The sequence below is a fragment of the Haloarcula marismortui ATCC 43049 genome (assembly GCF_000011085.1).
Lineage (GTDB): Archaea > Halobacteriota > Halobacteria > Halobacteriales > Haloarculaceae > Haloarcula > Haloarcula marismortui.
In genome coordinates, this window is record NC_006396.1 from 1,207,437 (window position 1) to 1,226,905 (window position 19,469).

At 63.1% G+C, this 19,469-nt stretch carries 21 protein-coding genes; 8 read left to right on the plus strand and 13 right to left on the minus strand.

Going from position 1 to position 19,469, the window contains the following annotated elements:
- Window positions 1-84: 84 nt before the first annotated feature.
- Together gatA and gatC are read right to left on the minus strand one after the other, a co-directional pair.
- Entirely contained in the window at window positions 85-1,362 is a 1,278-nt protein-coding gene (gene gatA / locus RR_RS09990; RefSeq protein WP_011223577.1) for an Asp-tRNA(Asn)/Glu-tRNA(Gln) amidotransferase subunit GatA, read from the minus strand.
- Entirely contained in the window at window positions 1,363-1,641 is a 279-nt protein-coding gene (gene gatC, locus RR_RS09995) for an Asp-tRNA(Asn)/Glu-tRNA(Gln) amidotransferase subunit GatC (protein WP_004956920.1), read from the minus strand.
- Window positions 1,642-1,866: 225 nt separating this feature from the next.
- Between gatC and RR_RS10000 the strand changes: the two genes are divergently transcribed.
- Window positions 1,867-2,841, plus strand: coding sequence for a transcription initiation factor IIB (locus tag RR_RS10000; RefSeq protein WP_004591831.1), 975 nt, complete (start codon window positions 1,867-1,869; stop codon window positions 2,839-2,841).
- 43 nt (window positions 2,842-2,884) lie between these two features.
- Window positions 2,885-3,361: an NUDIX hydrolase gene (locus tag RR_RS10005; protein ID WP_011223578.1), complete on the plus strand. Its 477-nt coding sequence runs from the start codon at window positions 2,885-2,887 to the stop codon at window positions 3,359-3,361.
- Between the two features lie 7 nt (window positions 3,362-3,368).
- On the opposite strand, the gene RR_RS10010 is transcribed toward RR_RS10005, so the two are convergent.
- From RR_RS10010 to RR_RS10030, 5 genes are all read right to left on the minus strand, one after another.
- Window positions 3,369-4,463: an asparagine synthase C-terminal domain-containing protein gene (locus tag RR_RS10010; RefSeq protein ID WP_011223579.1), complete on the minus strand. Its 1,095-nt coding sequence runs from the start codon at window positions 4,461-4,463 to the stop codon at window positions 3,369-3,371.
- Entirely contained in the window at window positions 4,463-5,149 is a 687-nt protein-coding gene (locus RR_RS10015) for a PHP domain-containing protein (protein ID WP_004956929.1), read from the minus strand. Before RR_RS10015 ends, RR_RS10010 begins: the two co-directional genes overlap by 1 nt.
- Window positions 5,150-5,398: 249 nt before the next feature.
- On the minus strand, window positions 5,399-6,634 hold the full coding sequence (locus RR_RS10020; RefSeq protein WP_007187747.1) for a TIGR04347 family pseudo-SAM/SPASM protein: 1,236 nt from the start codon (window positions 6,632-6,634) through the stop codon (window positions 5,399-5,401).
- The gene (locus RR_RS10025; protein ID WP_011223581.1) at window positions 6,631-6,945 is read right to left on the minus strand and encodes an Htur_1727 family rSAM-partnered candidate RiPP; all 315 of its coding nucleotides are present in this window, start codon (window positions 6,943-6,945) and stop codon (window positions 6,631-6,633) included. Before RR_RS10025 ends, RR_RS10020 begins: the two co-directional genes overlap by 4 nt.
- Before the next feature lie 174 nt (window positions 6,946-7,119).
- Entirely contained in the window at window positions 7,120-8,145 is a 1,026-nt protein-coding gene (locus tag RR_RS10030) for a hypothetical protein (RefSeq protein WP_007187749.1), read from the minus strand.
- Window positions 8,146-8,239: 94 nt separating this feature from the next.
- Here RR_RS10030 and RR_RS10035 point away from each other — a divergent pair, with 94 nt between their 5' ends.
- Window positions 8,240-8,884 (plus strand): hypothetical protein, encoded by a 645-nt coding sequence (locus RR_RS10035; RefSeq protein ID WP_232508562.1) that lies wholly within the window; start codon window positions 8,240-8,242, stop codon window positions 8,882-8,884.
- 29 nt (window positions 8,885-8,913) lie between these two features.
- Here RR_RS10035 and RR_RS10040 read toward each other — a convergent pair whose 3' ends face one another.
- Complete coding sequence (locus RR_RS10040) at window positions 8,914-9,588, minus strand: cytochrome c biogenesis CcdA family protein (protein WP_011223584.1); 675 nt, start codon at window positions 9,586-9,588, stop codon at window positions 8,914-8,916.
- Window positions 9,589-9,641: 53 nt separating this feature from the next.
- On the opposite strand from RR_RS10040, the gene ccmA reads away from it, so the two are divergent.
- Window positions 9,642-10,340 carry a heme ABC exporter ATP-binding protein CcmA gene (ccmA, locus tag RR_RS10045; RefSeq protein WP_011223585.1) on the plus strand — a complete coding sequence of 233 codons (699 nt, stop codon included), beginning with the start codon at window positions 9,642-9,644 and terminating at the stop codon, window positions 10,338-10,340.
- Window positions 10,337-11,014 carry a heme exporter protein CcmB gene (locus tag RR_RS10050; protein WP_007187753.1) on the plus strand — a complete coding sequence of 226 codons (678 nt, stop codon included), beginning with the start codon at window positions 10,337-10,339 and terminating at the stop codon, window positions 11,012-11,014. The genes ccmA and RR_RS10050 overlap by 4 nt, the downstream gene beginning before the upstream one ends.
- A gap of 12 nt (window positions 11,015-11,026) precedes the next feature.
- Here the strand turns inward: RR_RS10050 and ccsA are convergent, their stop codons facing one another.
- Genes ccsA through RR_RS10065 form a run of 3 tightly spaced genes read right to left on the minus strand, consistent with a single transcriptional unit; the run spans window position 11,027 to window position 15,328 of the window.
- Window positions 11,027-13,393 (minus strand): cytochrome c biogenesis protein CcsA, encoded by a 2,367-nt coding sequence (gene ccsA / locus RR_RS10055; protein WP_011223586.1) that lies wholly within the window; start codon window positions 13,391-13,393, stop codon window positions 11,027-11,029.
- A complete protein-coding gene (locus tag RR_RS10060) occupies window positions 13,390-13,854 on the minus strand; it encodes a thioredoxin family protein (RefSeq protein WP_011223587.1) in 465 nt (154 codons plus the stop codon). Before RR_RS10060 ends, ccsA begins: the two co-directional genes overlap by 4 nt.
- A gap of 49 nt (window positions 13,855-13,903) precedes the next feature.
- Window positions 13,904-15,328, minus strand: a complete 1,425-nt coding sequence (locus tag RR_RS10065; RefSeq protein ID WP_004956952.1) for a cytochrome-c peroxidase — start codon at window positions 15,326-15,328, stop codon at window positions 13,904-13,906.
- Window positions 15,329-15,473: 145 nt separating this feature from the next.
- On the opposite strand from RR_RS10065, the gene RR_RS10070 reads away from it, so the two are divergent.
- Window positions 15,474-16,238, plus strand: coding sequence for a cytochrome c biogenesis protein (locus tag RR_RS10070; RefSeq protein ID WP_004956955.1), 765 nt, complete (start codon window positions 15,474-15,476; stop codon window positions 16,236-16,238).
- Window positions 16,239-16,240: 2 nt separating this feature from the next.
- Window positions 16,241-16,363, plus strand: coding sequence for a hypothetical protein (locus RR_RS22690; RefSeq protein ID WP_004956957.1), 123 nt, complete (start codon window positions 16,241-16,243; stop codon window positions 16,361-16,363).
- Between the two features lie 38 nt (window positions 16,364-16,401).
- Here RR_RS22690 and RR_RS10075 read toward each other — a convergent pair whose 3' ends face one another.
- On the minus strand, window positions 16,402-17,931 hold the full coding sequence (locus tag RR_RS10075) for a sulfite oxidase (RefSeq protein WP_011223588.1): 1,530 nt from the start codon (window positions 17,929-17,931) through the stop codon (window positions 16,402-16,404).
- 17 nt (window positions 17,932-17,948) lie between these two features.
- Window positions 17,949-18,470, minus strand: coding sequence for a cytochrome c maturation protein CcmE (locus RR_RS10080; RefSeq protein WP_004956961.1), 522 nt, complete (start codon window positions 18,468-18,470; stop codon window positions 17,949-17,951).
- Between the two features lie 270 nt (window positions 18,471-18,740).
- On the opposite strand from RR_RS10080, the gene RR_RS10085 reads away from it, so the two are divergent.
- Window positions 18,741-19,322 (plus strand): halocyanin domain-containing protein, encoded by a 582-nt coding sequence (locus RR_RS10085; RefSeq protein WP_049938877.1) that lies wholly within the window; start codon window positions 18,741-18,743, stop codon window positions 19,320-19,322.
- Window positions 19,323-19,469: the final 147 nt, after the last annotated feature.

Sequence of the window (19,469 nt, forward strand, 5' to 3'; positions counted from 1 at the left end):
TGTTCGTCATGACGAATAAAAAGTGTACGGAGGGTTCGGCCCCAGCCTCAGGCCATCGGCTCGGATGATTGCTTACTCGCGTGCTTATGCCAGTGCGCTGCCGGCCCGGATGATCTGTCGCTCGCCGAACGCCGGCCCGACCAACTGGAGCCCGACCGGCAGTCCATCGTCGGTTTCGCCAGCGGGAACGGAGATAGCCGGAAGGTTTGCAAGGTTCACCGGCGTCGTGTTGGCGTCGGCCAGATACATCGTGAGCGGGTCGTCGAGGCTTTCGCCGCGTTTCATCGGCGGGACGGGCATCGTCGGCGAGGCGAGCACGTCGGCATCGTCAAGCGCCTCGTCGAAGTCCTGTTTGACCCACGCGCGGGCGTCCTGTGCTTTCTTGTAGTACTTGTCGTGGTAGCCCGCTGAGAGGGCGTACGTTCCGAGGAGAATCCGGCGCTTGACCTCCTCACCGAAGCCCTGTTCGCGGGCGTTCGCGAAGGACTCGTTCCAGTTGCCGTCGTAGCCGCCCGATTGGCCGTAGCGGACGCCGTCGAACCGCGCGAGGTTTGAGGACGCCTCGGACATGGCGATGACGTAGTACGCCTCAACGGCGTGTTCCACCGACGGGAGGTCGACCTCGTGGTAGCTCGCGCCCTGGGCTTCGAGGTCGTCCATTGCGTCCCAGAACGTCTCGACGACCGCTTCGTCAGCCCCGTCAAGCAGTTCCGTTGGAACGCCGATAGAGAGTCCGTCGACGTCACCGTCGGCGGCCGCTGCGTAGGAGCCGTCGGCCTCGGGCGCTTCCTGCGTCGTCGCGTCGTGTTCGTCGGGCCCGGCGATGACATCCAGCAGTTCCGCAGCGCCCTCAACAGACGGCGCGATGGGACCGATCTGTTCGAGGCTGTTAGCGTAGGCGATGAGGCCGTACCGGGAAACCAGCCCGTAGGTCGGCTTGATGCCGACGACGCCACAGAAAGCGGCCGGGCAGCGGATAGAACCGCCAGTGTCGCTTCCGAGTGCGAGGTCAGCGTCGCCAGCGGCGACGACAGCAGCCGATCCGCCGGAGGAGCCGCCCGGCACGCGGCCTTCAGCGGCGGGGTTCTCGACGGCCCCGAACGCTGACGTTTCAGTGGTCGTCCCCATCCCAAACTCGTCCATGTTCGTCTTGCCGGGGATGGTCGCGCCGGCGTCTTTCAGCCGCTCGACGACCGTCGCGTCGTACGGCGGCACGTAGTCTTCAAGCATCGCCGAGCCACAGGTCGTCCGGACGCCCTCGGTGGAGATGTTGTCCTTGACCGCGACGGTCTTGCCCGCCAGTGGGCCGTCATCCGCGCCCTCGATGGTCTCGTCGGTGACGTAGCCGTTGTACTCCGTCATTTACGACACCTTCGGCCCCTTGAACTGCCCTTCTTCGGTGTCGCTGGCGTTCTGGAGCGCCTCCTCTTGCGAGAGGCTCTCTCGTGTCTCGTCGGGGCGCATCACGTTCGAAAGTTCGGCCTCTCGTTCCGTCTCGGGGACATCGTCGAGCGCTTCGAACGCGTCGAGAATGTCGGCAAATTGCTCAGTGAACCGTTCGATCTCGTCGTCTGCGAGGTCGACACGGGCGAGGTCGGCGACGTGCTTAACCTCCTCGGGATCGACGGCGGGGTCGCTCATGTCGGGGCGGAGTGCTGGATGCGCGGTAAGCGTTTCGAAACACCGGGCAGACTTATAGACCAATTAACAATTAGTGAAGGGAATACACAAGATTTGCCAACTCTTGTTTTCCGTTCCGAAAATTGGACTTCTGAAACAGACAAAACTTTTAAGTCGCCGTAGATACAATAATTGGTTACAACACGTTTTTCGGGTACGATACCCGGTTGTCCCACCCCCCAACAAATGACCGATACCAGCATCCGCCGATACTCGAACGAGCGCGAGACGGAGACAGAGCAGACGGAGGAAGAGGAGTCGGAGTCACTCGTCTGTCCGGAGTGTAGCGGTGCGTTACTCTCCGACAGCGAGCGCGGTGAAACGGTGTGTGAAGACTGTGGGCTAGTCGTCGAAGAAGACGAGATCGACCCCGGTCCCGAGTGGCGCGCGTTCGATTCGAAAGAGAAAGACGAGAAGTCCCGCGTTGGCGCGCCGACGACGAACATGATGCACGACAAGGGCCTCTCGACGAACATCGGCTGGCAAGACAAGGACGCCTACGGCAACTCCCTGTCCTCGCGCCAGCGCGAGAAGATGCAGCGTCTGCGGACCTGGAACGAGCGGTTCCGCACCCGCGACTCCAAAGAACGCAACCTCAAACAGGCCCTCGGTGAGATTGACCGGATGGCTTCGGCGCTCGGACTGCCAGAGAACGTCCGCGAGACAGCTAGCGTCATCTATCGTCGCGCACTGGACGAGGACCTGCTGCCCGGCCGTTCCATCGAAGGCGTCTCGACGGCGTCACTGTACGCCGCCGCGCGCCAGGCCGGCACGCCGCGGTCGCTCGACGAGATTGCAGGCGTGTCCCGCGTCGAGAAAGACGAGATCGCGCGGACCTACCGCTACGTCGTCCGGGAACTCAGCCTCGAAATCCAGCCGGCCGACCCCGAGAGCTACGTCCCGCGGTTCGCGTCAGACCTCGACCTCTCCGAGGAGGTCGAACGGCGCGCCCGCCAGCTCCTCCAGAACGCCAAGCAAGAGGGCGTCCACTCCGGGAAGTCCCCGGTCGGCCTCGCCGCTGCGGCGGTGTACGCCGCTTCACTGCTCACCAATGAGAAGGTGACCCAGAGTCAGGTCAGCGAAGTCGCCAACATCTCCGAGGTTACCATCCGCAACCGCTACCACGAACTGCTGGAAGCAGAGGACAACATCCACCCCTAATCGGTATCGTAACCTAAACCACCGATTGTGCCGTTCCATCGGTATGGAGACCACTCGGCATTTTGTCGCCACCGTCTACGTTGTTAGCGATGGTTCCGTCGCGCTCCACGAGCACAGTAAGCTCGATATGTGGCTGCCCGCTGGCGGCCACATCGACCGCGACGAACTCCCTCACGAGGCCGCGCTGCGCGAGACCCGAGAGGAATTGGGCCTCGATGTGGACCTCATCGCACCACAACAGGACATCGAGAGCGAGACTGTTCAGTCGATGCCCCAGCCACAGCATTTCCTGCTCGAGGACATCAACGTCAACGCAGAGGGCGATGTCGGCCACCAGCACATCGACTTCATCTTCTATGGCCGGACGGACAGCCGCGACATCACACCGGGGCCGGGCGAACAGCCAGCTGACGACTGGGAATGGTTCTCTGCTGATGAGTTACAGGCCCGAAGTGAGGAACTCCCGGCAGATGTCGTCGAGGTCGGCCAGCGAGCAATCGAATCCGTCCGCGAGGCGTAGCCGCGGCTCACTCCACGAGCGATTCGACGTACTGGGTAACGTGGTCGTCCATCCGGCGCTTGTAGCCGGCCTGTCGCGCCAGCCGGTCGAGTTCTCGGGCGGCAAGCGAGCCGTACTGGGCGGCCTTTTTATCCCGGTCCGCAATCTCGTCCGGGAGCGATTCCCGGGCCGCCGCCCGGAGCGCGACCTTTCGCGTCTCGCCGTCGACGAGCAGGTCGCCGTCCAGTCGGAGCGCGGCACCAATAACGCGGTCGTGTAACAGCGGCGTTACCGGCTCGACGCCGGCGGCCCGCAAGGCGAGCACGTCCCGCTCCAGTTGGTCGGGGAGCGAGGCGATGACCTCCCGCTGAGCCCCGCGGACGGTGTCGGCCTCGACGCGAGGGTCTTCTGGAGCCTTGGCGACTTTCGCGTAGCCGCCGAACAGCTCGTCGGCTCCCTGGCCGAGCGCCAGTCGGTCGAAACCGTCTCCGGCAACCCGCTCGGCGACGAGGTACAGCGGGAGCGCTATCTGTACGTCCATCGCGTTCGTGCGTGCGGTGGCGCGAGCGATCTCGGGGACGGCCCGTTCGATGGCGTCGTGGGTGAGTTCGACCACGCGGACCTCGGTCCCCAGCAGTTCGGCGGCTGACCGCGCCGCCTCGATATCGTGGCTGTCCGGGAACCCGGCGACGTACAGCGGCGCGTCGAGTCGGGCCGCGAGCAGCGCCGAGTCCACGCCGCCAGAAAAGGCGATTGCGAGAGAGTCAGTGTCGACAGCGTCAATGCTCGTCTCGACAGTCTCACCGACCGTCTCGATAGCTGTTTCACGGTCTCCGAACGGGTCCAACGACGGGAGCGACCACCGCTGTTGGGTCCCGCTCTCGTTTCGAATATGGCCGGCAGGGAACGACCGCGGGTCGGCCAGCGCCGTCGGGTCGTGGCTCCACTGTCCGGGGTCAAGCCGCGCCTCGTCAGAAACGGCACGCTCCACGAACAGCGGGTACCGTCCGAGAACGTCGCGGACGAGCGTTCCGTCAAGTTCGCCCGCGAAGCCGCCAGCACCCGGGAGCGCGTCGTCGCTTGCGAGGGCGTCGGCGACGGTGTCCGCATCGGCTCCCTGCATCACTGTAGGAGCTCCGCGATGCCGTTCTTGACCCGTCGCTTCGCCCCGCCGGCGGCCTGCCGGAAGCTGATTCGCCACGGCGTCCGCTTGCCCTCGACGGTCGTCTTGCCCTCACGGATGGCGTCGAGAATCGCTTCGACTGTCCGCTCGTCCGTGCCGACGTTGGTGACCGCCTGCCCGACCATCTCCGCGATGTGGGCGTCGCTGCCGGCGGTCATCGGCAGCCCCCGCCGTCGCGCGAACCGCTCGGCCTGTCGATTCGACCGTCCGGTCAGCAGCCGCGAGTTGTACACTTCGATGGCGTCGGCAGTCGCGAGTTCGTCTTTCGAGATGTGTTCTAACACGCCGTGGCGGGACTCCTGAAACGGATGGGGAACGACTGCGAGCCCGCCCTGCTCGCGGATGCGGTCAAGCGTCTCATCGAACGGGAGGTGTGGCGGAATCGCCTCCTGAATCCCCAGAGCGAGGACGTGTCCGGCGGCACACGTGACTTCCATCCCGGGAATCCCGACGAGACCGTACTCCGGGGCGAGTTCGGCCGCCCGGAGGCTGGCGTCGATTTCGTCGTGGTCAGTCACGGCCAGCGCGTCCAGACCGACGCCGCTGGCTTGCTCTAAGAGAAGCTCGACCGGGTCCCGGCCGTCGTACGACAGCGACGAATGCGCGTGTAGCTCAACCGACTGCACAGGTGGCGATAACGGGGGGCAGGGCAAAAACGCCCCGGTCCGCCCCAGTGCTCACAGAGAACAAACCGGCCGCCGTGTCCATGGCGGCCGAATGCCCGAAGGAACGCCCATCTGTCCCACGAGACTGAGCGTGCGTTTCCCGACGATACGACCGTCAGTCGACGGTCGCATGTGATAGTTGCCGGTACGCAGGAATGAGTCGTGCCCCTCAGCTTGGCGGGGATTAAAATGGGGTGGGACGCTGGCGGCTCAGTCGGCCGAACTCCCGCTCGCCAGCGAGTTCTCACCGGTGTCAAACGGCGCCGGCCCGTGGACCTCAGTGTCTTCCAGGTAACACTGCGGGTCCGGGGCGAACAGGTCGTCTTCGACGGTGAGCGCCCGGAGTCGGGACGCCCCGCGGCAGACCCCGGCGTAGCGGCAGTCGGCGCATTTCCCCGTGAGATGCTCTTCGCGGTTCCGAAGCGCCGAAAGCAGCGGGTTCGACTCGTCCTCCCAGATAGCGCCGAACGAGCGGTCCCGAACGTTCCCCAGCGAGTACCCCTGCCAGAACTGCGTGAGGTGGACGTTGCCCTGATAGTCCACGTCGGCGACGCGTTCGCCGGTCGGGTCCCCGCCGTTGACCTGCAGGTACTCGTACACCCGCTTTGCCTGCGCGTCGCTCATGTGTTCGCGAGCGTACTCGACGAGGTAGGCCGCGTCGGCGTAGTTCCCGACCAGTAGCGTCTCGATTTCTTCGCCGCGGTCGTGGTACTCGCGGGTCATGTCACAGACTCGCTTCACTGCCTCCCGGCGGGCCTCGGGCGTGAGGTCAGCGTCGACAATCTCAGTTCCGCGGCCGCCGTAATCTAGGTGGTAGAAGCAGAAACGGTCCACGCCAACGTCGGTTAGCAGGTCAACGACGCCCTCTAGGTCCGCGGCGTTGCGCTCGGTGATGGTGTACCGGAGGCCCGTCTTCAGGCCCGCGTCGAGGCAGTTCTCGATTCCCTGGACTGCGCCCTCGAACGCGCCGTCAACCCCGCGGAAGTCGTCGTTTCGCTCCGGCAGGCCGTCGACGGAGACGCCGGCGTATTTCAGCCCGGCGTCTTTCAGCGACTGGGCGCGTTCCTCGGTGATGAGTGTCCCGTTGGTCGAAAGCACCGGTCGGACGCCGACCTCGTTCGCGTAGGCGACCAGTTCTTCGAGGTCCTGCCGGACGAGCGGCTCGCCGCCGGAGAACAGCACCACCGGCGCGCCGTAGTCGGCGAGGTCATCGAGCAGCGCCTTCCCTTCCGCGGTCGAAAGCTCGCCATCGGCGATTTCCGTGTCGGCGGCGGCATAACAGTGGTCACAGTAGAGGTTGCACTGCTTGGTGACGTTCCAGACGACAACGGGTCGGCGCTGCTTTTTGTCCCGTATCTGGCGTTTGGTCGACTCGTTTGCCGCGTCGTATCGGAGCCCGTCCCCCTCAGCGTCGAGGTCACAGAGCAGTTTCGAGACCGAAATCATCGGTTTTCACCCCGGAGCGTCTCCGATTCCATCTCGTCGACGCTCATGGTAGCGTCGTCCTCCGTCTTTCCCGTCCCAAGCGTCGTCTCGTCCGTCTGGTAGCGGCGGGTCTTGTCGGCGGGACACAACCACAGCGTGACGGCGGTCCGTGCGAACAGCGACGCGGCCTGCTCCCGGGCGATGTCGACGGACGGCGCGCTGACACTGCCGACGTGAGTGAGCGGGTCCGCCGTGTCCTCGCGGACGAACACCTCCCACTCGCGACTCGTTGCGCCACGCGGGGCGTCTACCTCGTGGTCGAACTCTTCCATACTCCCCTGTTAGACTCCCCAAGAAAAACGGGACTGGCGCGTTCTCAGCTACTGGGAACTACCCGGACGGTGGCGTCTCGGAGCGACCGGAAAACGTCGCTATCGCCATCCGAACGATATCAGTGACCAGTGCCAACACAGCGCGATATTAGACTGTTGCAGCCAAGCCGCTTCTCACTCCGAGGTCTGCGCGTCACGGAGCGTCTGGGTATCCACGTCCTGCCGGACGCGTATCGTGCTCTCGCCCGCTCGCTCGACGGTCGGGTCGTCGAAGACCGGCCAGTACGACAGGCGGAACGTCTCCCGTTCGGCGGACTCTGCGGCACCTCGATAGACGGCTTCGACGGCAGCGGGTTCCGCGGGCGCGTCGGGGGCAAACGAGAGCGTGACCTGCATCCGCGCGGTATCGTACGACTGGTCGCTGCTGTTGGGAAAGACGGTACTCGCGAGCGCACCGTAGAGGTCGCCCGCAACGCCCTCGAAGCTGCCCGGATTCGGTGACGGGAACAGCACGCCCTGTGCGTCAGCGGCGACGTAGGCGTCATAAAACAGGGGCCGAGTCTCGGGGCTGGCTCCCGTCCACGACGGCTCGTTGCCCGTTCTAGTATCGAGGAGCGCCGAGGTGAGGTCGTCGTCTTGCTCGCCGCTGAACCGGACGTAGACACTCCATTCGTTGCCGCCGATGTACGTGAGCTGGCGCTCGCCCTGCTCGTCGGTCTGGTGATACACCTGGTAGCCGTCGACGGTCGAGTCCTTCGTCATGCCCTGTGCTTCAAACGATTCGAGCAGGGACGCTGTCGGCCCACGGGCGATAACGGCGACTTCGAGCGCCTCGGTCCGGTACGTCATCGCCATCGGAACGCTGTTCTCCGTCCGCGCATCGCTTGCCGCGTCAGCGATGAGTTCGTTCCCGGCTGACGCATCAAGCCGAGCGAACCGCAGGTCGGAGACGCTCACGGTCTGATAGCCGACCTTCTGAGGGGTCGAATACGGGAGCGTCCACAGCGGGGGGAGCCAGCGCCGGAACTGGTACTCCGTCGGCACTCGTTGCACTGTCCGCTCGGGCGTCGGTGTCGCGGTGTCAGGGGGGGTTGTCGTTTCGCCGCCGAACAGGCCGCCGGACGAACAGCCGGCGACAGGAATCGAAAGCGCGGACCCGAGCAATGCGAGCGTTTTCCGGCGCGTCTGGTTTCGATTCACGATTTGGGAGCCTTGTTCGGATGTTTTTCGACCGAACCTATGAGCGTTGTGCAATCCCAGCATCCTCACCGCCGGACGCTGGCGGGACGACGGCGTGAGCCAACCATCGCGCGTGTCGACCGACTTGTTTTTCATCGACGGGACGTACTACAGACCGATGCCGGACCGTCCCGATACCGTCGCCGACCGAGGCACACCGACCGTCGCGGGGGTCGTCGGTGCAGGACTGGCAGCCTGCGTTGCTGTCGGGTTCGGGTACGCGTCCCTGACTGGTACAATCGCGACGTTACGCACCGTCCACGTATGGGTCGGGACCGCGTGGACGGCGCTCGTGCTCATGTATGGATTCATCGTTGCACCGCTGCTGCGGGAGCGTGATACAGACGGGGCGTACGCGATAGTGGGCCGACTTGTGCCAGCGACGATTGTCCTGTTGCCCACATTGGCAGTCGTGACGATTACCGCCGGCGTCACGATGGCGCTGACGTACGAGATCGTGTGGCCGATGACCACGCTGATCCGGACCGTACTCGGTGTCGCAGTCGCTATCGCGGGCATCGCACTGCTCGGCGTGCTGCCGACAGACGTTCTCATCTACCGCGAACTCCGGAGCGCGAACCCCGACCCCGAGCGCGTTGTTTCCCTCGGCGCTCGTACCGCGACACTGCTCACCGTCCAGGGGGCACTGCAGGTGATGATGCTGTTCCTGATGCTCCGTGTTGCTGCAATGGCCACATAGCACACCAGCGACACCACGCTGTTGCCGCGTCAGATATTCGAGAGCAAGACGCGGTCTAGCTGGAACAGCAGCGCGACACCACTCAGTAGCAAGAGATACCCGGCGAGACGACGGACCGTTTCCGTCTGTTCGACGCCCGGGAGTGCGTCTCTGACCCGTCCGCCGGCGACCTTGCTTCCGTAGGCAACACCGAGCATCGGGAGGCCGAATCCGGCACCGTAACTGAACAGCAGGAGACCACTCTGTGAGACATCGCCAGTCGTTCCCGCATACGCCAACACGGCACCCAGAACCGGGCCGACGCACGGCAACCAGAGGATCCCGATAACGAGTCCGAGCGTGAACCCGGCGGCGAGCGGGTGGGCCGCACTCGAGAGGACGCTGATACCGTCGACCCGTCCCGAGATTTTCGACGCGGTCGCCGCGTACGCTTCGTGGAGGTCGTCATCGGCCATGACCGCGCCGAAGGCGATGATGATGAGGAACGCGGGCGCCCGAAGCGAGTCGGACGTGAGCGTTCCCAGATAGCCCGTGAGCAGGCCGACGAGCGTAAACGAGACGATGCTCCCGGCGACAATCGTGAGCGGTTTCAGCCGATGGCCCACGCTCCCCGATAGGAGCGGCGGAAGCACCGGGAGGCAACACGGCGTAAAGACAGTCACGGCACCGGCGGCAAACGACGCGAGAAGCGAAACCGCTGCCATACCCGTACTTGCATTACAAAAGGTAAAAACATCTGCTGTCCGTGTCTCCGGTGATGGCCTTCCTCTCGCTGTCTACAGTCTCAAAGTATTTCGGCCCAAAGGTCGGTGTTGAGGGGATTACTATCGACGTGAGCCGCGGCGAGACGGTGCTTCTGTTCGGTCACAACGGGTCAGGCAAGACCACGTTACTCAGACTTCTGGCGACGCTGACCCGGCCGAGCGAAGGGACGATTTCCCTGCAAGGCACCGAGTTCTCCCGCGACCGGCCGACACAGCGCGGGGAACTCGGGTTCGTCGCCCACGAGACGTATCTGTATGAACAGCTGACTGCCCTTGAGAACCTTCGCCTGCACGCCCGGTTACATGGGGTTGACCCGAACCGATGTGAGGCCCAACTGGACGCTGTCGGGCTCACCGATAGAGGGACCGACCCCGTAAGCGAGTTCTCCCACGGCATGGCAAAGCGGCTCGCACTCGCCCGGGCGACGCTGCACGACCCCGCGCTGTTGTTACTTGACGAGCCGTTCACCGGGCTCGACGAGGAGTCACTGCTGCGGGTGACGGATCAGCTACGCGAACTGGAGGAGACGACAGTCGTCTTTGCGACACACGACGTGGACCGCGGGTTCCGCTACGCCGACCGGGTGCTCGTGCTCGACGGCGGACAGCTCGTCCGGGATATCGACACGGCCGAGTGTCCCGGGCCGGACGCGATCAAACAACAGTACGTGAACGCACCTCGACAATCATGATTCGGCAGTATCTTCGCGTCGTCCGAGCTATCGCGGCGAAAGACCTGCTGCTCGAAGCACGGGGCAAGCGCCGGGCCAACGGCGCGGCGGTGCTGGCGCTGCTGATAGTCGTTATTTTCTCGTTTGTGTTCGTCCGTCGCGTGGACGAGCAAGCGGTCATCGCCCGCGGTGGCCTGTGGATCGCACTCGTCTTCGCCACGACACTCGCCCTCTCCCGCGGCATCGCCGTCGAGGACGACAACGCCGCAATCGAGGGGCTGATGCTCGCACCTGTCGACCGGTCCGCGATTTACCTCGGCAAGGTCTGTAGTTCGGCAGTGTTCGTGACTGCAATCGGGTGGGTAACACTCGTCGCTGTAACGGTGTTTCTCGGCACGCCGTTCGAACCCGCCTTGCTCGTCCAGCTGGCGCTCGTGTTCCCACTCGCCGCAACCGGATTCAGCGCCGCCGGCGTGTTGTTGACCGCGCTGACGTTAAACTCACAGGTCAACGAATCACTCCTGCCGGTGTTGCTCGTCCCGCTCGTCGTCCCGGTTATCCTCGCAGGGATCGAACTCACGAGCCTCGCTGGTGGGCCATTCTGGCTGTCGGAGTGGTTCCGAATCCTCCTCGTGTACGACGGGACCGTCATCGTCACCGGGTGGGTGAGCTTCGAGTTCGTCATCGAGGCCTGACCGCGCTTCGACTCAATCGCGATTTCCGGAGCGACGGCCACCGGCGGCACCCGACGCTGGATCGAACAGGAAGACCAGCCCCATGCCGACGAGCATCACTGCGACGCCGAACCAGATCTGGTTGGCAAGCGGGTAGCGACTGATTTCGATCGAGAGCCCGCCCGCGGTTCGAGTCCCCACGACGTACGTGTCGCCGGTGATACCGCGTTCGATGAGCGGGTCGTTCGTCTGCATATCGCGACCGCGATATGACTGTTCGGCCACAGTGCCATCGGCGACCAGCGTGTCGCCCCGGTACAGTTGAACGTCGAACCGATGGTCGACGACCCGCGGCGAGTACACGTCTGTCGGCGGGGCCGACGCCGGTCCGACGTTTTCCCCGTTGGTGTAGACGAGCGCGTCGATGTTCTCGGAACGAGGGTCAGAGAGTGTCCCGCGGGCGACGATCACCGACCCCTCTTCGAACTGCACTGTCCCGCTGTCGGCACCGACCCACACGCGGGACCCGTTGAGCTGTGCGATGGTCGTGTCCTCGAAGCGTTGCACTGCGGTCACCTCTCCTTTTACGAGAATCACCGATGACGAGGGGTCAACGGAGCCGACTTCGGCCGGCGTCATCGCCGCCTCGGTCATCGTCGGCGTGTTCTCCGGCGAGTAGTTGGTTACCTCGACCGTGTACGGCGACCCCTCGACGTCGCGGACGATTCGCTCGCCGGTATCGTCCAGTTCTGTCGCGCCCACGATACCGACGGACGCTGTCGTCGAGAAGACATAGACGAAGGAGACGGAGACGATGAGCAGCGCCGCGCCGACGTGAATGAGGGCGATGCCGGTCTCGTTTAGCTTCGCCTGCCGTCCGGTCAGTCGGCGGAGACGGCCCGCGTAGCGGACGACCCACGCGCCTGCGAAGTACACGGCCGGCGGCAGCACGGTGACCACACTGAGGCTCCCGATGGCGCGGTAATACACCGGGTCGAACGGCTCAGTCGACGCCAGCTGCCACTCAGGTCGTGCCAGCACGAAACCAACGGCGAGGGCGGCGATGAGCACTGTAGCGGCGGTCACGACTGTCGCTCGCGTACTGAAGCGCTCTTGTTGTGCGTACATCCCTCCGGCAAGGAGCATCCCGACGACGACCGGGAAGCTCCAGAGGTTGTAGTACCGCGCGTCGACGCTGACTTCGACACCTGAAGCGAGGCTGCGAACCACGGGGAACGTGAGGCCCCAGAGCGAGACGAACGCAAGCAGGATGAACCCGAGCACGGCAGCGTGGTAGATTGTCGCCCGGTCGAGCAGGCTCGCTTCTTCGGCGTCGCTTTGCTCAGTCCTGAACCAGTGGATGAACGCGGGACCGACCGCCAGCGTGCTCGTCGTTCCGAGGAGGAACAGGACGCCGCTCCCGATGCCCCCGCCGGCGAACGAGTGGACGCTCCGGAAGACGCCGCTCCGGACCACGGTCGTCGCGTAGATGACGAGCGGGAGCAACGCCGCCGTGGCGGCCGGCGCGAGTACTGCGTACCGGCCGGAGCGCCGGTACTGGTTGAGCGTATGCAACACGGCGGTCAGTCCGAGCCACGGGATGAGCACTGACGTTTCGACTGGGTCCCACGACCAGAAGCCACCCCAGCCGAGGACTCGATACGCCCAGATGCCGCCGAGCGTGATCGCGGCAGTCAGCAGGAGCCACGACCCCCGGAGCCAGCGCGTCATGCTGCCCAGCCAGTCGTCGAACATGCTCTCCGTCCCCCGGAGTTTGGCGACGAAGTGGGTCACGCCAACGGTGAAGGGAACCACCATGAGCGCGTACGCCGAGAACGTTATCGGCGGGTGGATTGCCATGAACGGGTCGACCAGTAGCGGGTTCAGCCCGCTGCCGTCCTGTGGAATCCCGTTAGCCGCGACCGACGGGTACTCTGCCGACAGGGGAGTAAACGGGCTGTCGTTGACTAGCATCCAGGCGAACACGGTGACAACGCCCATCCCAAGGGATTGCGAGAGACGTGCGCCGCGTGTGCTGTACCGGCCCAGAAGCAAGGTCGTCGTGACGACAACAGCCGTGAGCATCGCCCACAGCAGTATCGATCCCGCGTTGGACGCGTACACTCCTGTGACTTTGTACAGCGTCGGGAGGTAATTTGCAGTGTTGTCCCAGACATACGCGTTGGTGTAATCCCCACTGAGAAACTGCGAAGTCAGGTATAGCAGTGCGATAACGAACGACCCCGTCGCGACGCCCGCGGCAGCCTTGCTGACGCGAAGGAACGACTCGTCGCCGGTCACGTACTCGTAGCCGAGTAGCGCCGTGGCAAGCACGCTTCCGAACAGGCCGATTGCCAGCAGCCAGGTCCCGACTGCTAGCCCGAATACGACTGTTGTCATGTTGCCTCCTCGGACCTCTTCTCAAGCGTTGCAAGCAGTTCGTCCCGCCCGATGTACCCCTCAACGCTCTCGACAGTGTCGCCGTTTGGCGTCATAATCCGGTGCTGTGGCGGATACGTCGCTTGGTGCTGGCGAACCAGCGCTGTCCCGTTCCCCGGGTCGTCGATGTTTATTGCGAGCAGGACGTAGTCATCCATCGCAGCACGGATAGTCTCGTTCCGGTAGTGGTTCTTGTCATACCGCTCGCAGTACGTACACCACGTCGCCCAGTAGTAGACCAGAACCGGCTTGTCCTGTGACTGGGCCGCATCGAGCGCAGTACCGGGGTCGGTTTCCCACTCTAAACCGCCCTGATACGTGTGTGCGTCGTCTCGGACCACCGGTGCAGCGTTCATCGAATAGTAGCCTACCCCAAGGACTACCAGGAAGAACGCGATGGTGATCGTTTTACGAGCGTTCATTTGGTGACTGTGTCAAAATATGTGATGCCAGAAAGGCTGTCGATTCCTGTTACCGCTTGCGCTGGGCGTACGCCACAGCAAGGAGCGCGATGAGCAACGCCGCGGCCATCATGAACGCGGCGGCACTGGTCGGGGAACTCCCGTCGCTGCTACCGCCGCTGACCCCTGCCTGCTGTGGTTCCGCTGTCTGCTGTGCTGCGGCCGTCTCTGCGGGCGTTCCGACCGAAGCAGCGTCGTCAGTGTCCGGCGCAGATGCGTCGCCCGCATCTTCGGGGAGCATCGGCTCGCCGCCACTCCGGGACGGGATACGCGGCATTTGCTGCTCGGGGTACTGTCCGGTGAGGCTGGTCATGAACGCGGTGACGTTCTCGGCCTGCTGGTCGGAGATATTCTGGCCGACCTGACAGGACGCCATCACCTTCGTCGCGTTCTCTAGCGTCCGGACCTGACCGTTGTGGAAGTACGGCGCTGTGTGCTCGACGTTCCGGAGCGTCGGAACCTTGAACATATGCTCGTCACTGCTGTCACCGGTCACTCCGGCGCGCCCGGAGTCAGCGTACAGGTTGTATCGGTCGATGTACTGGTCACACTGCGGGTTCGAACCCTGGTAGACGCCTAGCTTCTGGTAGTATCCGTTTCCGTTCTCCATCTGCCACTGCGGGCCGTTGAACGCGGGGCCGGAGTGACAGCCCTGACAGCCCAGTTCCTTGAACGTCTCCATCCCGTTGAGCTGCCGTTCGGTCAGGGCGTCCTCGTCACCTCTGACGTACCGGTCGTACGAGCTGTTCGGCGTGATGAGCGTCCGCTCGTAGGCAGCGATTGCGTCGACGGTGTTGTTGAGCGTGACCGGGTCCTCACCGCCGTAGACATCTTCGTACAGCTCAACGTAGCCCTCGTTGTTACGTATCTTCTCCATCGCCGCCTCGGAGGTCGGCATCCCCATCTCGACGCCTGCGGTGATGGGACCTTTTGCCTGCGCTTCAAGCGTGTCGGCGCGGCCGTCCCAGAACTGAGTGCTCATGAACACGGCGTTCCACACCGTCGGCGAGTTGCGCGGCCCGGTCTGGCCGTGGACACCGCGACCGACAGTTCGGCTGCCGTCGCCACCTTCCATCACGTTGTGGCAGGTGTTACAGGAGATAGAGCCGGTGTCAGAGAGGCGCGGATCGAAGAACAGTTTCTTGCCGAGTTCGATCTTTGCCTCCGTGTCATTTGGCTTCCGGACTTCCTCATAGGACGGCAGCGGCTGACTGGTTGGTGGTTCGACGGGTAAATCGGACGTCTCGTTGCTACTCTGATTACTCGTCTGTGCGGTCTGTTGCGCTGTCTCGTCAAGCGTGTCGCTCACTGCTTCACCTGACGGCCCCCCATCCACAGCACCGACGGTGCTTACAATAGGTCCGCCAATCAACAGTAGCGACATGCCAACGACGAAGACGGCGCGAGCCAACGGCTGTCGCGACATATACCGCATATGTTCCCTAGCCCTCTTAAAATGGAGCGGTAAATATTCAGGGAGGGGATACTTAAAGCAGACAAGCGCAGTCTATCGGTTCCCGGTCTGTGGTTGATTGAGAATCCGCACAACAGTTTTTTGTGTGGCCTCAAGAACTGAGCGTATGAACGTATTGTCACGGCTCGAAACCCGCGGGATTCCGTATCTCCGCGCGTTGTTTCAGTCTAGCAGTATCAAGTACTTGACCCTTCTCGCTGGGGTTGCATCGCTGGGGAGCATCTTCGGCATGGCGTCAGATTCGATGTACGGCGTCAGCAATCAGATCAACCTGATTGCGTACTGGCATATCGGTCTGGCGACGGCCGCAGCGGTTGCGCTCACAGTGACATTCCTCGGGTGTGCCCTCTATCTGGCGACCGAGACGCCGTTCTGGGAGTTCCTCGCCCATTCGTCGGGCGAAGTCGGGTTCCTGATGGTCACGCTGACGCTGGTGACCGGGAGCGTCTGGGGGAAAGTTATCTGGAACAGCTGGTGGGAGTGGACTGACATCCGTCTGGTCACGTTCCTCGTCATCTGGTTCATCTACGCGGGCTACCTGCTCATCTACTCCGCCGGCGGGGATTCTGCCTCTCTCAAGCGCATTACGTCGGTGTACGGCATCGTCGGGTTCGTGACTGTGCCGCTCTCGTATCTGTCCACGCGGCTCTGGACGCCCACGTTCCATCGACCGACGACCGGGAATCCGGACGCGGACGCGACGATTACAGTCCCGGCGTTACTCCTTTCCATCGCGGCACTCCTGCTCGTCTATCTCTACCTCGTCGGGTCCCGGGTACAGCTACGCGAACTCAAACGTCGGGTCAACTACGCCCGCCGCGACCGGACGCTCGACGACCACGCGATGGGGCCAAGCCAGGGGGGTGATTGAAGATGGAACCCCTCCTTCTGGTCGGCTACAGCGCGGTCTTTCTGGCACTCATCATGTACGTCGGCTATCTCCGTAACCAAGTCACGGCGCTCGAAGAACAGATTTCGGAACTCGTCGATCAGTAACGCAGCTCCCGTCCCGGTTGACCGGGCCGAGCCAGTTTTTACAACTGGACGCTCAAATCGAGCCGACTCCAGCCGGTCGCGCCGTCCGGGAACGGACTTGAGCGCACGCGTGTCTGCTCCGCTCCGGTCCCGTCGATTGCTTTCGCAATGACAGTGTAGCTGGAGCGTTCGGGCTGCCATTCGTACTTCCATTGCCGCCAGGTGTCCGGGTCCGGTAGTTGGTCCGATAGCGTCGCCGTGTCCCACGTTTCGCCACCATCGAGTGAGACAAGCACCGCCCGTATTCCATCTGTTCCGGCATAGGCGTGTCCACCGAGCTGGACCCGCCCGTCGGAAAGACGGTTACTCGTGCTGATTTTGACGACCGTATTGACTGTTCCCATCCCGTTCCAGCCTCGTTCTTCCCAGTAGCCGCTCTCCGACTGGTCGACAACCTCGATCTCGTCGAGCCACTTCACGTTGAGTTTGCCCCACCGGTTAGGGAGCAGCGCGCGGACCGGGAACCCGTGCTGGCGCGGGAGTTGGCTCTCGTTCATCCCGTAGGCCAGCATCGCGTCCGAAAGCATCGACATCGGCATCGAGTAGTAGTAATCGTCGGCCGCGCGGAAGACGACGTGGCTTCCGTTCGCGCCGGCTTCGGAGAGGAGGTCCATGAGCGAACAGCCCGTCCAGAGGGCGGTCCCGATTTGCTCGCCGTCGACCGGGTCGCCCAGACAGCGGAGCGTTTTGAACCGGGTGATCGTTTCTCGCTGTCTGAGGTCTTCGTATGTAAACTCTCGCTCCGTCTCGACGTTGCCGGTGACTGAGAGCGTCCAGCTATCCGTCTCGACAGTCGGCGGACGGGGGTTGATATCGACGGTGAAAAACGAATCCGTCGTGTCGACCAGGCCGGTCATCCCCTCGACATCGAACGACCGGTCGGCGGCCGTGGCGAGGCGCTGCTCAACCGGGTTAGACTCGTCTTCACGTTCTGATGACGATGTCGAAAGGTCCTCTGTCTGGGACCCGCTACCCTGCACGAATCCGACAGCGTGCGCGACGACGTTGTAAGCCCCGAGTCCGGCGAGGGTCTTTACGAACGCACGTCTGTCATCAGGGGTCGCCGGCTGCCCGTTGCTGTTGTCGGTCGAGCGTGCAATCACCAGCCCGGTCCCGATTGTCCCGGCGGCGGCAGGTACGATGGCGGGCAGCGGTGCCCAGACAGTAGCGGCGACGAACACCCAGACGGCAAGCAGCGATAGCACCATGCCACCGATGTTCGGAGCCCCTTCGACAAGCCGCTCACCTGTCCGAAAGCCAGCGTAGCTGACCGCACCAGTGACCCCGGCCAGTGCGATTCCGAACACGAGGAGAGCAAGCGAAAACGACAGGTCGCCGAAGTTCCAGATAATCGAGGCGACTACTGAGCTCGGGAGGATGTCCAGCGCGGTTCGGCTCGCCGCGATGATGACGAACTCCCGAGACGTCCCGTACAGTGCGAACGAGGTCCCCACAACCGAGACCCCGCTGGTGAAGACAGTGATTGCGCGGCGGGACCGCCCCTGAAAAACCTCAGACGTCTCACTCATGGATCATAACGTGGTTATTATACCGGCCGTGCCGCGACTACTTGCTCGCTGTTTGTCCCGTTATCGCTTGACACGTTGCCGTATGCCGTCACGTTCTCGTGGCCCGTGACGTTCGCGTGGGTACCGTTCATCGACTCGTATTTCGTGGCGTCGTACTCCGTTGAGTTGTTATGACCTGCTGGGTGTTCACCTTCGTGTGCGCGAATGGACAGCGACTCAGCCTCGACTACGCTTCCGTTGTAGTACCCCTTCGCAACGACTGTCCGCCCGACGGACATCGTTTCCGGCATCGGGCCGTCATAGACGACAGGAACCGATTCGTTCTCGTCAGTGACATTGAAAGACAGTTGATCGTTTGTCTGTTCGATATCGATGACGATTCCTTCGAGGTTTACTCTGTCTCCGTTGTATTCGTTGGTGTCCGTTATCTTCGTTGGCGTCGTAAACTCGGCAGCACCACCCATCGTGGTGACGGCCATCGCCCCGAACAGTACCGGAATTAACACACCGCCGACGAGTAGTCGTGTCTTCGTTTGCATAGATGATCGTGCGATAGTGTGGCGTCACGGTCAGACCGTTCGGTCACAGCGCAGTTCGTGTACTCGTGTGAGTCCATGATGGCTACAGGAGTTTGTAACTACCGAACGCGTACGCACCCTTGTTCATGCGTAGGCATACGAACGGTTTCAGTAGCCCAGACCGTTCCCAGCTCCTGGGAACACACGCGGCTATTATCGCCCCGAACATATTCACTTCCTCATGACCAACATGGTCGCGTGACGCGTCGGGCGGAACGCAATTCGATACCTATGACTGAGACAGACGATCTTGACAGACGTCGGTTCATCGCGAGCATCGGCACAGTGGTTGCAGGAGCATCTATCGCTGGGTGTGCCGCACCTGGGACAACCTCAAGTGGGGGCGAGCAGTCACCGAGCGCCGAAACCGAAGCGGATGCCAGTACGGAGACGGCCGCGCCAACGGAGACAGCGACCGCTACGGAAACGGAGGCTGCGGCGTCTGGGAGCGGGGACGTCCCATCGTCAGTGTCATCGTATCTCAGCGACACGAGTAACTTCGACGGCAGTGCGACCGACGCGACTGATCAGGACACCGTCACGGTCGACGTCGGCGCATCGGGGAACAACGGGAACTTCGCGTACGCCCCGGCCGCAATCGAGGTTTCGACCGGGACAACGGTGCAATGGGAGTGGACCGGCAAGGGGGCCGCACACAACGTCGTAGCGGAAGACGAGACGTTCAATTCCGGGTCCTCAGCTAGTGGAACAGGCGTCAAGTTCGAATACACCTTCGAGGAAACCGGCGTATACAACTACTACTGCACGCCGCACAAGGCACTCGGGATGAAAGGCAGCGTCATCGTCCGGTAACGCCATATCGGCTATCGGGCTGAACTACAGACCTGTTCGACTTTTTTCGAACGTAGCATCCCACCGACGGAGCGATGGTGCCCGTGTCTTGCGAACATTCGCTCCCAACTCAGGACAGGAGCCACATTCCGATGATTTCCGGCGCGG

Coding starts and splice junctions, on each gene's coding strand:
- RR_RS10080 (WP_004956961.1), bottom strand. CDS start 18,470: ATGCAAACGAAGACACGACTACTCGTCGGCGGTGTGTTAATTCCGGTA.
- RR_RS10000 (WP_004591831.1), top strand. CDS start 1,867: ATGACCGATACCAGCATCCGCCGATACTCGAACGAGCGCGAGACGGAG.
- RR_RS10025 (WP_011223581.1), bottom strand. CDS start 6,945: ATGGAAGAGTTCGACCACGAGGTAGACGCCCCGCGTGGCGCAACGAGT.
- RR_RS10075 (WP_011223588.1), bottom strand. CDS start 17,931: ATGAGTGAGACGTCTGAGGTTTTTCAGGGGCGGTCCCGCCGCGCAATC.
- RR_RS10040 (WP_011223584.1), bottom strand. CDS start 9,588: ATGGCAGCGGTTTCGCTTCTCGCGTCGTTTGCCGCCGGTGCCGTGACT.
- RR_RS10005 (WP_011223578.1), top strand. CDS start 2,885: ATGGAGACCACTCGGCATTTTGTCGCCACCGTCTACGTTGTTAGCGAT.
- RR_RS22690 (WP_004956957.1), top strand. CDS start 16,241: ATGGAACCCCTCCTTCTGGTCGGCTACAGCGCGGTCTTTCTGGCACTC.
- ccsA (WP_011223586.1), bottom strand. CDS start 13,393: ATGACAACAGTCGTATTCGGGCTAGCAGTCGGGACCTGGCTGCTGGCA.
- RR_RS10010 (WP_011223579.1), bottom strand. CDS start 4,463: ATGCAGGGAGCCGATGCGGACACCGTCGCCGACGCCCTCGCAAGCGAC.
- RR_RS10070 (WP_004956955.1), top strand. CDS start 15,474: ATGAACGTATTGTCACGGCTCGAAACCCGCGGGATTCCGTATCTCCGC.
- RR_RS10060 (WP_011223587.1), bottom strand. CDS start 13,854: ATGAACGCTCGTAAAACGATCACCATCGCGTTCTTCCTGGTAGTCCTT.
- ccmA (WP_011223585.1), top strand. CDS start 9,642: ATGGCCTTCCTCTCGCTGTCTACAGTCTCAAAGTATTTCGGCCCAAAG.
- gatC (WP_004956920.1), bottom strand. CDS start 1,641: ATGAGCGACCCCGCCGTCGATCCCGAGGAGGTTAAGCACGTCGCCGAC.
- RR_RS10065 (WP_004956952.1), bottom strand. CDS start 15,328: ATGCGGTATATGTCGCGACAGCCGTTGGCTCGCGCCGTCTTCGTCGTT.
- RR_RS10085 (WP_049938877.1), top strand. CDS start 18,741: ATGACTGAGACAGACGATCTTGACAGACGTCGGTTCATCGCGAGCATC.
- gatA (WP_011223577.1), bottom strand. CDS start 1,362: ATGACGGAGTACAACGGCTACGTCACCGACGAGACCATCGAGGGCGCG.
- RR_RS10050 (WP_007187753.1), top strand. CDS start 10,337: ATGATTCGGCAGTATCTTCGCGTCGTCCGAGCTATCGCGGCGAAAGAC.
- RR_RS10020 (WP_007187747.1), bottom strand. CDS start 6,634: ATGATTTCGGTCTCGAAACTGCTCTGTGACCTCGACGCTGAGGGGGAC.